Source organism: Panacagrimonas sp. (assembly GCF_965216805.1).
In the GTDB taxonomy this organism is placed as follows: Bacteria; Pseudomonadota; Gammaproteobacteria; order Nevskiales; family Nevskiaceae; genus Panacagrimonas.
In genome coordinates, this window is the sequence record NZ_CBDCGN010000003.1 from 1,524,327 (window position 1) to 1,537,588 (window position 13,262).

General features: G+C 63.0%; 16 protein-coding genes. All 16 read left to right on the forward strand.

The window, feature by feature from the left end:
* The first annotated feature begins 108 nt into the window (after nt 1-108).
* A complete protein-coding gene (locus ACOOHP_RS19935) occupies nt 109-1,107 on the forward strand; it encodes an aromatic/alkene monooxygenase hydroxylase subunit beta (protein WP_420468223.1) in 999 nt (332 codons plus the stop codon).
* A 23-nt stretch (nt 1,108-1,130) separates the two neighbouring features.
* Complete coding sequence (locus ACOOHP_RS19940) at nt 1,131-1,400, forward strand: MmoB/DmpM family protein (protein ID WP_420468224.1); 270 nt, start codon at nt 1,131-1,133, stop codon at nt 1,398-1,400.
* Between the two features lie 142 nt (nt 1,401-1,542).
* The gene (locus tag ACOOHP_RS19945) at nt 1,543-3,096 is read left to right on the forward strand and encodes an aromatic/alkene/methane monooxygenase hydroxylase/oxygenase subunit alpha (RefSeq protein WP_420468225.1); all 1,554 of its coding nucleotides are present in this window, start codon (nt 1,543-1,545) and stop codon (nt 3,094-3,096) included.
* Between the two features lie 47 nt (nt 3,097-3,143).
* Complete coding sequence (locus tag ACOOHP_RS19950; RefSeq protein WP_420468226.1) at nt 3,144-3,503, forward strand: phenol hydroxylase subunit P4; 360 nt, start codon at nt 3,144-3,146, stop codon at nt 3,501-3,503.
* A 33-nt stretch (nt 3,504-3,536) separates the two neighbouring features.
* Complete coding sequence (locus ACOOHP_RS19955; protein ID WP_420468227.1) at nt 3,537-4,592, forward strand: NADH:ubiquinone reductase (Na(+)-transporting) subunit F; 1,056 nt, start codon at nt 3,537-3,539, stop codon at nt 4,590-4,592.
* A 14-nt stretch (nt 4,593-4,606) separates the two neighbouring features.
* Nucleotides 4,607-4,978 carry a 2Fe-2S iron-sulfur cluster-binding protein gene (locus tag ACOOHP_RS19960; RefSeq protein WP_420468228.1) on the forward strand — a complete coding sequence of 124 codons (372 nt, stop codon included), beginning with the start codon at nt 4,607-4,609 and terminating at the stop codon, nt 4,976-4,978.
* Between the two features lie 45 nt (nt 4,979-5,023).
* Entirely contained in the window at nt 5,024-5,968 is a 945-nt protein-coding gene (locus ACOOHP_RS19965) for a catechol 2,3-dioxygenase (protein WP_420468229.1), read from the forward strand.
* 155 nt (nt 5,969-6,123) lie between these two features.
* Nucleotides 6,124-7,578, forward strand: a complete 1,455-nt coding sequence (locus ACOOHP_RS19970; RefSeq protein WP_420468230.1) for a 2-hydroxymuconic semialdehyde dehydrogenase — start codon at nt 6,124-6,126, stop codon at nt 7,576-7,578.
* 10 nt (nt 7,579-7,588) lie between these two features.
* Nucleotides 7,589-7,843, forward strand: coding sequence for a GDCCVxC domain-containing (seleno)protein (locus ACOOHP_RS19975; RefSeq protein WP_420468231.1), 255 nt, complete (start codon nt 7,589-7,591; stop codon nt 7,841-7,843).
* Between the two features lie 10 nt (nt 7,844-7,853).
* Nucleotides 7,854-8,636: a 2-oxopent-4-enoate hydratase gene (gene dmpE, locus ACOOHP_RS19980; protein WP_420468232.1), complete on the forward strand. Its 783-nt coding sequence runs from the start codon at nt 7,854-7,856 to the stop codon at nt 8,634-8,636.
* A gap of 114 nt (nt 8,637-8,750) precedes the next feature.
* On the forward strand, nt 8,751-9,539 hold the full coding sequence (gene dmpH, locus ACOOHP_RS19985) for a 2-oxo-3-hexenedioate decarboxylase (protein WP_420468233.1): 789 nt from the start codon (nt 8,751-8,753) through the stop codon (nt 9,537-9,539).
* Nucleotides 9,540-9,655: 116 nt separating this feature from the next.
* A complete protein-coding gene (locus ACOOHP_RS19990; protein WP_420468234.1) occupies nt 9,656-11,158 on the forward strand; it encodes a toluene monooxygenase in 1,503 nt (500 codons plus the stop codon).
* Between the two features lie 91 nt (nt 11,159-11,249).
* The gene (locus ACOOHP_RS19995) at nt 11,250-11,534 is read left to right on the forward strand and encodes a toluene-4-monooxygenase system B family protein (protein ID WP_420468235.1); all 285 of its coding nucleotides are present in this window, start codon (nt 11,250-11,252) and stop codon (nt 11,532-11,534) included.
* Nucleotides 11,535-11,544: 10 nt separating this feature from the next.
* Nucleotides 11,545-11,877 (forward strand): Rieske 2Fe-2S domain-containing protein, encoded by a 333-nt coding sequence (locus ACOOHP_RS20000; protein WP_420468236.1) that lies wholly within the window; start codon nt 11,545-11,547, stop codon nt 11,875-11,877.
* Nucleotides 11,878-11,917: 40 nt separating this feature from the next.
* Entirely contained in the window at nt 11,918-12,238 is a 321-nt protein-coding gene (locus ACOOHP_RS20005) for an MmoB/DmpM family protein (RefSeq protein ID WP_420468237.1), read from the forward strand.
* Between the two features lie 17 nt (nt 12,239-12,255).
* Entirely contained in the window at nt 12,256-13,254 is a 999-nt protein-coding gene (locus tag ACOOHP_RS20010) for an aromatic/alkene monooxygenase hydroxylase subunit beta (protein WP_420468238.1), read from the forward strand.
* Nucleotides 13,255-13,262 lie beyond the last annotated feature (8 nt).

A 13,262-nucleotide genomic window follows, 5' to 3' on the forward strand; every position in this document is an offset into this window, starting at 1 on the left:
CGGTGCTCGACGGCGCGGCTTGGGGTGTCGGATGGCGGTAACGACTCAACGCCATCTGCGGGGTCCGCGTCGCCGGTTCACCCACTCACATAGCAGAGGAGCCTCCGGATGCAGATTGATCTGAAGACGGTCAATGTCAAAGCGCTGCGCAACACCTTTGCCAACGTGGCCGACCGCATCGGCGGCGACAAGCAGGCCTCGCGCTACCAGGAGGCGACGATGGGCATGCAGCCCGACGTCAACTTCCACTACCGACCGACCTGGGATCCGGATCACGAGATCTTCGACCCGGCGCGCACCGCCATCAAGATGAAGGACTGGTACGCCCTCAAGGACCCGCGGCAGCTCTACTACGGCAACTGGACCATGGGCCGCGCGCGCCAGCAGGACGCCATGGAGTCCAACTTCAATTTTGTCGAAACCCGTGGATTGATCACCGCGCTGCCCGACGAGGTGCGCGACATCTCGCTGCGCCTGCTGGTGCCCCTGCGCCATGTCGCCTGGGGCGCCAACATGAACAACTCCTCCATGTGCGCCTACGGCTACGGCACCGCCATCACCGCGCCCTGCAGTTTCCATGCGATGGACCAGCTCGGCATCGCGCAGTACCTCACGCGCCTGGGTCTGCTGCTCGCCGATGTCGAGCAGTTGGATGCGGCCAAGCAGGCCTGGCTGAATGCACCGGAGTGGCAGGAGCTGCGCCGTTACGTGGAAGACAGTTTCGTGGTGCAGGATTGGTTCGAGCTGTTCGTGGCGCAGAACCTGGCCCTGGACGGCCTGCTGTATCCGCTGATCTACGGCTCCATCGTCGACGATTACCTGGCCGCCAGAAACGGCAGCGCCATCGCCATGCTCACCCAGTTCATGACGGAGTGGCATGACGAAACCTCGCGCTGGGTCGAAGCACAGATCAAGGTTGCCGCTGCAGAGTCACCGGAAAACAAGGCGCTGCTGCAGCAATGGATCACGCACTGGCGTGATCGTGCCGCCGTCGCGCTGGCGCCGCTGGTGAAGGCAGTCCTGCCCGCGGAATGGGCCGGAGACGACCTGGAACAGGCGATCACCCAGTTCAACGCGCGTTGTGCCAAGGCCGGCGTGATCCTCTGATCGACCCATCCCCATCGAACCCCATGTCCAACATCTTCATCGCATTTCAGGTCAACGAAGACACCCGCCCGATCGTGGAGGCCATCTTGGATGACAACCCCGGCTCGACCAAGAGCGAGTCACCGGCGATGGTCAAGATCGATGCCCAGGACCGGCTGGTGGTACGCCGGACCAGCATCGAAGCACGCATCGGACGCAAGTTCGATCTGCAGGAAATGCACATGCATCTGATCACGCTCACCGGGAACATCGACGAGGACGACGACGAGTTCACCCTGAGCTGGAAGCACTGAGCGCATGTTCGATCTACGGACAGACCAAATCCGCGACACCGTCATCCTTTGCAGCGCCCAGGATGACTGTCACAGCGTCTGAACCGCAAGAAGTGCGCTGAATATCACGCGACATCACGCAAAGCTTTAAGGAGACAGCGTCATGGACATGCAGGCAAGCAAGAAAAAGCTCGGGCTCAAGGAGCGCTACAACCACATGACGCGCGGCCTGAGCTGGGACACCACCTATCAACCGATGGACAAGGTGTTCCCCTACTCGCGCTACGAGGGCATCAAGATCCACGACTGGGACAAGTTCGAAGATCCGTTTCGGTTGACCATGGACGCCTACTGGAAATACCAGGGGGAAAAAGAGAAAAAGCTCTACGCCATCATTGATGCGTTTGCGCAGAACAATGGTCATCTGGGCGTCTCCGACGCGCGCTACATCAACGCGCTCAAGCTGTTCATCCAGGGTGTCAGCCCGCTCGAATACATGGCGCACCGCGGCTTTGCCCATGTGGGCCGCCAGTTCGACGGCGCCGGTGCGCGGGTGGCCTGCCAGATGCAGTCCATCGACGAACTGCGTCACGCGCAGACGCAGATGCACACGGTGTCCAACTACAACAAGTACTACAACGGCATGCACAGCTGGCGGCGCTGGCACGACCGCGTATGGTATCTGTCGGTGCCGAAGTCGTTCTTCGACGACGCCATCTCCGCCGGCCCGTTCGAATTCGTGGTGGCGATCAGCTTCGCCTTCGAGTACGTGCTCACCAACCTGTTGTTCGTGCCGTTCATGAGCGGCGCGGCCTACAACGGCGACATGGCAACGGTGACCTTCGGGTTCTCCGCTCAGTCGGATGAATCCCGCCACATGACCCTGGGCCTGGAAATCATCAAGTTCCTGCTGGAGCAGGACCCGGCCAATGTGCCCATCGTGCAGCGCTGGCTGGACAAGTGGTTCTGGCGCGGCTACCGGGTACTGACCCTGGTGTCGATGATGATGGACTACATGCTGCCCAAGAAAGTGATGAGCTGGAAGGAAGCCTGGGAGCTGTATGGCGAGCAGAACGGCACCGCGCTGTTCGACGATCTGGCGCGCTACGGCATTCGCAAGCCCAAGGGCTGGGAGCAGGCCTGTACCGACAAGGAGCACCTGAGTCACCAGACCTGGGCGACCTTCTACAACTTCGGCGCCGCCGCCGCGTTCCATACCTGGACGCCGACGGCCGAGGAGAAAGACTGGCTGTCGGCCAAGTACCCCGACACCTTCGACAAGTACTACCGTCCGCGCTTCGAGCACTGGGAGCAGCAGGCATCGGCGGGCAAGCGCTTCTATCACGGCACCCTGCCGCAGCTCTGCACCACCTGCCAGATCCCGATGTTCTTCACCGAGCCGGACGATCCGACCAAGATCTGCTATCGCGAGTCGGATTACGAGGGCGACAAGTACCACTTCTGTTCCGATCACTGCAAAGAGATCTTCGACGACGAGCCGGAGAAATTCGTGCAGTCCTGGCTGCCCGTACACCAGATCTATCAGGGCAACTGCTTCAACGAAGGCGTCGACCCCACCGCACCCGGTTTCGAACCGCTCAAGGCGGTGCTGGACTGGTACGGCTACAACTTCGGCCGCGACAACATGGAATTCGAAGGCTCCGAAGATCAGAAGAATTTCGCCGCGTGGCGCGGCGAGGCCACTCGTCCGGGCTGACCGGGTCACTCGACAAGAACGGGCATCGACAACTGGAGGACGCGACGATGGCGACGGTGGCGCTCAAGCCGTACAAATTTCCGGCGCTGGACCGGGTGGAGAATTTCCATGGCAATCAGGTGCTCTACGTGGGCTGGGTGGACCACCTGATGTTCTGCGCGCCGGTGGCCCTGCCGCTGCCGCCGGCCACCCCATTCAGGGCATTGATGGAACAGATTCTCCCTGGCATCTACGCGGCGCACCCCGACTTCGCCAAGATCGACTGGTCCACTGTGCAGTGGTTCAAGTCCAGCCAGCCGTGGACGCCGGATCCGGACAAGTCGCTGGCAGACAACGGACTCAAGCACAAGGACTCGCTCAAGTTCGTATCGCCGGGGCTCACCGGCATCCAGGGCTGTTACACCTGAAGCCCGGAAGAAACAGGAGGATATCGACGCAGCATGAGCTACCAGCTCACCATCGAGCCGCTGGGGACGACTCTGGACGTTGAGGACGGCCAGACGATTCTCGATGCCGCGCTGCGCCAGGGCATCTACCTGCCGCATGCCTGCTGTCACGGCTTGTGCGCGACCTGCAAGATTTCGGTGATCGAAGGCGAGGTCGAGCACGGCGATGCGTCGCCGTTTGCGTTGATGGACTTTGAGCGCGACGAGGGCAAGGCGCTGGCCTGCTGCGCCACTCTGATGGGCGACTGCACCATCGAGGCCGAGATCGACGAAGAGCCCGACGCCGAATCGATCCCGGTGCGCGACTTCCGCGGGACGGTGACGCGTATCGAGCAGCTCACACCCACCATCCGCGGCGTGTTCTTGCAGCTCGACGAGCCGCTGCACTTCCAGGCCGGGCAGTACCTCAGTCTGCATATTCCGGGCCACGACTGCTCACGGCCGTTCTCGCTGGCCAACCCGCCGTCGACGGCGCGCGAGATCGAGCTCAACGTGCGCATCGTCGCCGACGGCATCGGCACCGGCTATGTGCACAACACGCTCAAGGTGGGCGATCCGATGTCGGTGTCCGGGCCTTACGGGCGCTTCTTCGTGCGCAAGTCGGCGCAGGCGCCGATGATCTTCATGGCCGGAGGCTCGGGGCTGTCGAGTCCGCAGTCGATGATTCTCGACCTGCTGGAACAGGGCTGCGAACTGCCGATCACCCTGGTTTACGGTCAGCGTGTGCGCGCCGAGCTGTATTACCACGACCGGTTTCTGCAACACGCCGCCGAGCGGGCGAACTTCACCTACGTCCCGGCCTTGTCGTCGGAGCCCGAAGATAGCGACTGGCAAGGCTTTCGCGGCTTCGTGCACGAGGCGGCCAAGGCGCACTTCGATAACGACTTTCGCGGATACAAGGCCTACCTGTGCGGACCGCCGCTGATGATCGACGCCTGTATCAGCACCCTGATGCAAGGCCGCCTGTTCGAACGCGACATCTACGTCGAAAAATTCATTTCCGCCGCCGACACGCAGCAGGCACGCAGCCCGCTGTTCAAGAAAATTTGAGCGGCGCTCTCCTCATGCCGGACGGAACCCGAGCCATCGCTGAGCAAGATCGAAAGACACGGCAGGTCAGTGTGCGCCAGACCGGCGAGTGCTTTTCCTGCCAGGGCGACGAAACCCTGCTGCAGGGCATGTTGCGCCTCGGCCGCAAAGGCATCCCGGTGGGTTGCGTCAACGGCGGCTGCGGGGTGTGCAAGGTGCGCATCCACGGCGGCACCTGCGACAAGGCCGGTGCGATCAGCCGCGCCCACGTCAGCGTGGAAGAGGAATGCAGCGGCGTCACCCTGGCCTGTCGCGCGATTCCGCGCTGCGACATCGAGGTGGAAGTGATCGGCAAGATGCAACGCGGATTTCTCCAGCAGTTCGGGCTGAGCGGCAAGCCGGACTGAACCGTCAAACGAAGCCCCACAGCAGCACATCAGGAGGAGGACCCCATGGGTGTCATGAGAATCGGCCACGCCAGCATCCGCGTCATGGATATGGCGGCATCGCTCAAGCACTACGAGAACGTCATCGGCATGAAGACCGTGCACACCGATGCCGACGGCAACGTCTACCTGAAGTGCTGGGACGAGTGGGACAAGTACTCCATCATCCTCACGCTGGCCGACCAGGCCGGCATGAATCACGTCGCCTACAAGGTGGAGAAGGACGCCGACCTCGACAGCTTCAAGGAGCGCGTGGAGGCCTACGGTATCGCCACCGAGATGCTGCCCGAAGGCGCCATGCCCTTCGTCGGTCGCATACTCAAGTTCAATCTGCCCAGTTCGCATGAATTCCGGCTCTACGCCAAGAAGGAATGCGTGGGCACCGACGTGGGCTCCACCAACCCCGATCCCTGGCCAGACGACAAGAAGGGCGCCGGTGCGCACTGGCTGGATCACACCTTGCTGATGTGCACCCTGGACCCGCCGAACGGCGTCAACCATGTCGCCGACAACTGCAAGTTCATGACCGAGGTGCTGGACTTTCATTTGGGCGAGCAGGCGATGGTGGGGCCGGATGCCAACATCCAGGCGGCCGCCTTCATGTTCCGCACCAGCACCCCGCACGACATCGCCTTCGTCGGCGGACCGCGTCCGGGCATGCACCACGTGTCGTTCTTCCTGGACAGCTGGCACGACATCCTCAAGGCCGGCGACATCATGGCCAAGAACAAGGTGCGTATCGACGTGGCGCCAACCCGGCACGGCATTACCCGCGGCGAGACCATCTACTTCTTCGACCCCAGCGGCAACCGCAACGAGACCTTCGCCGGCCTGGGCTACATGGCGCAGCCGGATCGGCCAGTCATCACCTGGACCGAGGACACCATCGGCCGTGGAATTTTCTACCACACCGGCGTGTTGCCCGAATCCTTTACCGGCGTCTACACCTGATCCGCCCACGCTCGCGAGTCGAACCGAATGTCCAAGCCCTCCACCACATCGCTGCAGCAGATCGTCATCCAGAATGCTGCGGCCAGCGCCGCGAGGATCGCTGAGTGGGCGAGGGGTGACGACGTCGCCATCCAAGGTCCGAGCTCGAAGCGCCCATGAAAGACATCCGCAATTTCATCGATGGCGCGTTCGTCGCTACCGGCAAGACCTTCGACAAGCGCTCGCCGCTGGACAACACGGTGCTGGGCCGCGTGCACGAGGCCGGCAAGACCGAGGTCGACGCCGCGGTGGCAGCGGCGCGCGCCGCGCTGCACGGGCCCTGGGGCAAGCTGGCGGTGAATGATCGCGTGGATCTGCTGTACGCGGTGGCCAACGAGATCAACCGGCGCTTCGACGAATTCCTGGAGGCGGAGTGTGCCGACACCGGCAAGCCTTACAGCCTGGCACGGCACATCGACATCCCGCGTGGTGCCGCCAATTTCAAGATCTTTGCGGACGTCATCAAGAACGTGCCGACCGAGTTCTTCGAGATGGCGACGCCGGACGGACGCGGCGCGCTCAACTACGCGATCCGGCGTCCGGTGGGCGTGGTCGGCGTGATCTGCCCGTGGAATCTGCCGCTGCTGCTGATGACCTGGAAAGTCGGACCGGCTCTGGCCTGCGGCAACACCGTGGTGGTCAAGCCTTCCGAGGAAACTCCGCAAACCGCGACCCTGCTGGGCGAGGTCATGAACACCGTCGGCATGCCCAAGGGTGTCTACAACGTCGTGCATGGTTTTGGTCCCAATTCGGCGGGCGAGTTCGTCACCTCGCACCGCGATGTCAATGCCATCACCTTCACCGGCGAGACGCGCACCGGCGAAATCATCATGAAGGCGGCGGCCACCGGCGCGCGACCGGTGTCGCTGGAGATGGGGGGCAAGAACGCCGCCATCGTATTCGCCGATTGCGATTTCGACGCCGCCATCGAAGGCACCCTGCGTTCCTGTTTCGCCAACTGCGGCCAGGTCTGCCTGGGCACCGAGCGGGTCTATGTGGAACGGCCCCTGTTCGAGCGTTTCGTGGACGCGCTCAAGGCCGGCGCCGAGGCGATGACCCTGGGTCGTCCCGAAGAAGCATCCACCCACATGGGGCCGCTGATTTCGCAGGAGCATCGCCAGAAAGTGCTGGGCTACTACGCCAAGGCGAAGGACGAGGGTGCCACCGTGGTTACCGGCGGCGGCGTGCCCAGCATGAGCGGCGGGCTGGCCGAAGGCGCCTGGGTGCAGCCCACCGTCTGGACCGGCCTGGGGGATGATTCCACCGTGGCGCGCGAAGAAATCTTCGGGCCCTGTGCGCTGATCATGCCGTTCGACGACGAAGACGAAGTGATCCGCCGCGCCAACCACAATCCCTACGGCCTGGCCTGCTCGGTGTGGACCCGCGAGGTCGCTCGTGCGCACCGGGTTTCGGCGGCGATGGAAGTGGGGCTGGTGTGGGTCAACAGCTGGTTCCTGCGCGATCTGCGTACGCCCTTCGGCGGCGCCAAGCAGTCCGGCATCGGCCGCGAAGGCGGCGTGCATTCGCTTGAGTTCTATACCGAGCTCAAGAACATCTGCGTGAAGCTCTGAAACGCACTCCATGCCGACTCCCTCCAACACGACTCCGGCCGATGTCGATCATGGGGCTCATGCGGTGCTCGAGTCGGTGATTACCTGTCCGGAGTGCGGATTGTCGCGGCTGGAAGTCATGCCTACGAATTGCTGTCAGTTCTTCTACGAGTGCGTTGGCTGCAAGCGTGTTTTGAAGCCCGCTGCAGGGCACTGCTGCGTGTTCTGTTCGTACGGCACCGTCAAGTGCCCATCAATGCAGGTCCAGGGTGGCTGCTGTGCTTGAGAAGAAAGTAATGGACAAGACCCTGATCAACCGTCTTGGCGAAGAACTCTACCGGGCACTCGTGTCGCGCGAGGTGCTGGAACCGCTCACCAGCCGCCATCCCGACATCAGTATCGAAGACGCCTACCACGTGCAGCAGCGCATGGTGGCGATGCGCATCGACAAGGGTGCGCGGGTGGTTGGCAAGAAGATCGGCGTCACCAGCGGCGCGGTGATGAACATGCTCGGCGTCAACCAGCCCGACTTCGGGTATCTGCTCGACGACATGGTCTACGGCGAGGGCGAGGCCATCGAGCTAAAGCGCCTGATCCAGCCCAAGGCCGAGGGCGAGATCGCCTTCGTGATGAAGCGTGACCTGCAAGGTCCCGGCGTCACCGCCGCCGACGTGCTGGCCGCCACCGAAGGCGTGATGGCCTGTTTCGAGATCGTTGACTCACGTATCCGCGACTGGAAGATCAAGATCCAGGACACCGTGGCCGACAATGCCTCCTGCGGCGTGATGGTGTTCGGTGATCGCCTGGTCGATCCCCGCAAAGTGGATCTGGTGACCTGCGGCATGGTGGTGGAAAAGAACGGCGAGATCGTCGGCACCGGTGCCGGCGCCGCCACCCTGGGTTCGCCGGTCAACGCCATCGTGTGGCTGGCCAATACCCTGGGCAAGTTGGACATCCCCCTCAAGGCCGGCGAAGTGGTGCTGTCCGGATCGCTGGCGGCCATGTTCCCCATCGCGGCCGGTGACGCATTCCGCATGACTCTGGGCGGCATTGGCGGCTGCTCGGTGCGCTTCGTCTGAGCCATGAGAACTGCCATGAACAAATTGTTGGGCGAGTTGGTGACTGGGCATTCCGCCGTCTCCCCGAGGCGCGAGCATGCCGGCGCCGCACAGCCCTCGAAGGCCGTCTGACTCATGAAACTCGACCGCGACACCATCGCCAAACTCGCCGCGCATCTGGAGCACTGCGAACTGGAGGCGCGCGATACGCACAAGATCACCGACGATCATCCCGACATGGACTGGGACGACGCCTACGCGATCCAGGACGCCGTGCGCCAGCGCAAGATCGCGCGCGGCCATCGCATCGTCGGACTCAAGGCCGGGCTGACCTCACACGCCAAGATGAAGCAGATGGGCGTGACCGCGCCGGTGTTCGGCTATCTGGCGGATTACTTCACGGTGTCGGAAGGCGCCGAAGTGAAGTGCGCGGAGCTGATCCACCCCAAAGTGGAACCGGAGATCGTGTTCGTCACCAAGGCCGCGCTCACAGGCCCGGGCTGCCATATCGGTGCGGTGCTGGCGGCGACCGATTTCATCATGCCGGGCATCGAGGTGATCGACTCGCGCTACCGCGACTTCAAGTTCGATCTCAAGAGCGTGATTGCCGACAACACCTCGGCCTCGCGCTATGTGGTCGGCGGCCGCATCCAGCCGCCTTCGGAAGTCGATCTGCGCACCGTGGGCGTGGTGCTGGAAAAAAATGGCGTCCCGGTCGCTTTCGGTGCGGGCGCGGCGGTACTGGGTCATCCGGCAGCGGCGGTGGCGATGCTGGCCAATCATCTGGGTGCGCGCGGACAGGAGATTCCGGCGGGAACCCTGATCCTGTCCGGCGGCATCACCGAGGCGGTGGCGGTGGCGCCAGGCGATCACGTGAACCTGCGCATGCAGGGCTTGGGCAGCGTATCGCTGCGCTTCGTCTGATGACCAGCGCGGTGGCATTGGCGGTGAGTTGAGCGTGGCAACGGATTCGCAGTAGGCGTGTGGGTCACGGCCCGGACGTTTTCGATGTTTGGACTGGCATCAAAGGAGAGATTCTCATGGCAAATCTAGGACGATTGGACTGGTACGAGATTGCGCGCACCACCAACTGGACCCCGAAGTACGTCGCTGAGTCGGAGCTGTTTCCCGAGGAGCTGAGCAGCGCGTTCGGCATCCCTGTCGAAGCCTTCGAGGAATACGACGAACCGTACAAGACCACCTATCCCGAATACGTGAAGGTCCAGCGCGAGAAAGACGCGGGCGCCTACTCGGTGAAGGCGGCGCTGGAGCGCAGCAAGATGTTCGAAAACGCCGCGCCGGGTTGGCTGTCCGTGCTCAAGTCTCACTTCGGCGCGATCGCCCGTGGCGAGTATTCGGCCTCCGGTGCCGAGGGCCGCATGGTGCGCTTCGGCCGCGCGCCGGGCATGCGCAACATGGCCACGTTCGGAATGATGGACGAGATCCGCCACAGCCAGTTGCAGTTGTTCTTCCCGCACCAGTACGTGTCCAAGGATCGCCAGTTCGACTGGGCGTTCAAGGCCTACGACACCAATGAATGGGCGATGATTGCGGCGCGTCACTTCTTCGACGACATGATGGTCACGCGCGGCGCGACCGGCGTGGCGCTGATGCTGACCTTCGCGTTCGAAACCGGCTTCACCAACATGCAGTTTCTGGGTCTGGCAGCCGACGCCGCGGAAGCCGGCGACTGGACCTTCTCCAGCCTGATCTCGAGCATCCAGACCGACGAGTCGCGCCATGCGCAGATCGGCGGTCCGCTGGTCAGCATCCTGGTCAAGAACGGCAAGAAGGACGAGGCGCAGAAGTTGGTCGACATCTCCATCTGGCGCGCCTGGAAGCTGTTCGCGATCCTCACCGGGCCGGTGATGGATTACTACACGCCGCTGGAACACCGCAAGCAGTCGTTCAAGGAGTTCATGCAGGAGTGGATCGTCACCCAGTTCGAGCGCTCATTGCTCGAACTCGGTCTGGACAAGCCCTGGTTCTGGGACGACATGCTCGAAGAGATCGACTGCCAGCACCACGGCATGCACCTGGGCGTGTGGTTCTGGCGCCCGACCGTGTGGTGGAACCCGGCCGCCGGCGTTTCCACCGCAGAGCGCGCCTGGCTCGAAGAAAAGTATCCGGGCTGGAACGACACCTGGGGTCACTGCTGGGACGTCATCACCGAAAGCGCCCTCGACAACAAGATGGAACAGACCCTGCCGCTGACCCTGCCGGTGGTCTGCAACATGTGCCAGTTGCCGATCAACTACACGCCGGGTCCGGCGTGGAAGGTGCGCGACTTCCCGCTGACCCACGAGGATCGTGACTACCACTTCTGTTCGAAAGGCTGCCGCTGGGTGTTCGAGCAGGAACCGGATCGCTACAAGGGTCATCTGTCGCTGGTCGATCGCTTCCTGGCCGGACATATCCAGCCACCGGATCTGGGCGGCACGCTCAAGTACATGGGCCTGGCCCCGGGCGAGATGGGCGACGATGCGCTGAAGTTCTCATGGGTGGAAGACATCCGCGCCGAGCGGCTGCGCAAGGCTGGCTGAGCAGGACCGACTTGGCGGATCGACACGTTCGCGGGCACCGGTAACGGTGCCCGCGAACTCAAAAAAAAGAATCTTGGATGAGGAGCAACAGATGGCTTTGTTTCCACTGACGACAAACTTTCAGGAAGATTTTGTCCTGCAGCTTGTGGCGGTCGATACCGACAACAGCATGGACGAGCTGGCGGCTGCGGCCGCCGTGCATTCCGTGGGACGCCGCGTCAAAGCCCGCCCCGGCGTGCTGCGGGTGCGCCGCCAGGGTTCCGACGAACCGTTCCCGCGCGATCTGAAGGTAGGCGCCGCCGGTCTGCGACCGATGGAGTGCGTCGAGATTTTCTGGGAAGGCTCGCCGAGCAGCGTGCGCGGACCTGCGCACTGAGGCGCCTGCGATGACATTCAAGGCAGTGTGCAAGCTCGACGACTTGTGGGAAGGCGAGATGGAGGCCTTCGAGGTCGACGGTGAGGAAGTGCTGGTGGTGTGGCCCGAGGGCGGTGAGCCCTGTGCCTACCAGGGCCAGTGTCCGCATCAGGACATCCCGCTGGTCGAAGGCAAACTGGATGGCAAGGTCATCACCTGTCGCGCCCATCAGTGGACGTTCGACGCCTGCAGCGGCAAGGGCGTCAACCCCGACCACTCGCAACTCGCCCGATACCCGATCAAGGTCGAGAACGGCGAATTGCTGGTCGAGGTGGAAGGCGTCAAACCGCTGTACTCGCAGTAGCCCTCCCTGTCGTTCTTGCTGCCACGGGAAACCAGAATTCATGAGCGAATCACCCAACAACATCAACTCGGCGCATCTCAACAACCGTGTCGGCCCCGTGCTGCGCCAGGGTGCGCTTGCGCGCGCGGTGATCGAGGCTGCGGAAGTGGACAACCCGGACAGGGTCATCAGCGTGGATGACAAGCTCGCCTACGTGCGCGTGTCCACCGAAGGCGAATTGATCCTGCGTCGCGCCACCATCGAGGAAATGCTCGGTAAGCCTTTCCACATGAGCGAGCTGGAAGTCGACCTCAGCTCCTTCGCCGGAAGAATCGAGAACAGCGCAGAGCAGGTGCGATTCTATTTTGACTTGAAACTGTAATCAGAGAAGGACAGCAGATGAGCGAAAACATCGAGGTGCTGAAGCCGCTAAAGACCTGGAGTCATCTCGCCGGGCGCCGCCGCAAGCCGAGCGAGTACGAAGTGGTCTCGGTCAATCTGCACTACAGCACGCGCCCGGGTTCGGCCGCACCGTACGAGCTCGACCCCGAGCTGTTCATGAATCGCTGGTACATCAAGCACCGCGACAACAGTCCGCTCAGGCATGACGACTGGAACGCGTTCCGCGATCCGGACGAGCTGATCTACCGCACCTACTGCCTGCTCCAGGATGGCCAGGAGACCTACGTCTACGGCCTGTTCAACCAGTTCAACGAGCGCGAACACGACAAGGCGCTGAGTCCGCAGTGGGCGGGCTCGCTGGTGCGCCTGCATACCCCTGCGCGCTATCTGTTTCACACCGTGCAGATGGCCTCGGCCTATCTGGCGCAGATGGGACCGGCCAGCACCATTTCCATCGCAGCCGCATTCCAGGGCATGGACGCCTTTCGCTGGCTCAGCCATGCGGCGTACCGCGCCAAGGAACTGTCGGCGATGTTTCCGGACAAGGGCTTCGGGACGGCCGAACGCGGCTACTGGGAGGACGACCCGGCCTGGCAGGGCTTCCGCGAATTGATGGAGAAGGTGCTGGTGGCCTACGACTGGGCGGAGTGTTTCGTTGCGCTCAATCTGGTCGCCAAACCGGCAATCGAAGAAGCGGTGCTGCGGCGTCTCGGCGATGCGGCACGTCATCACCAGGACACCCTGCTCGGCATGCTGACCGACGCCCAGAACACCGACGCCACGCGCCATCGGCGCTGGTCGGCCGCGCTGGTACGGATGGTCTGCGAAAAGGAAGGCAACGCCGAGGTCATTCGCGGCTGGGTGGCCAAATGGGAGCCGCTGGCCGACCGTGCGATCGACGCCTATTGCGCGGCGCTGCCGGACGCGACGGATGCTGCAGAATCCGCCAAGCAGGCCACCCGCGATTTTCGTCGCTCGCTGGCAGCAGGGCTGTGAAAGCGAGC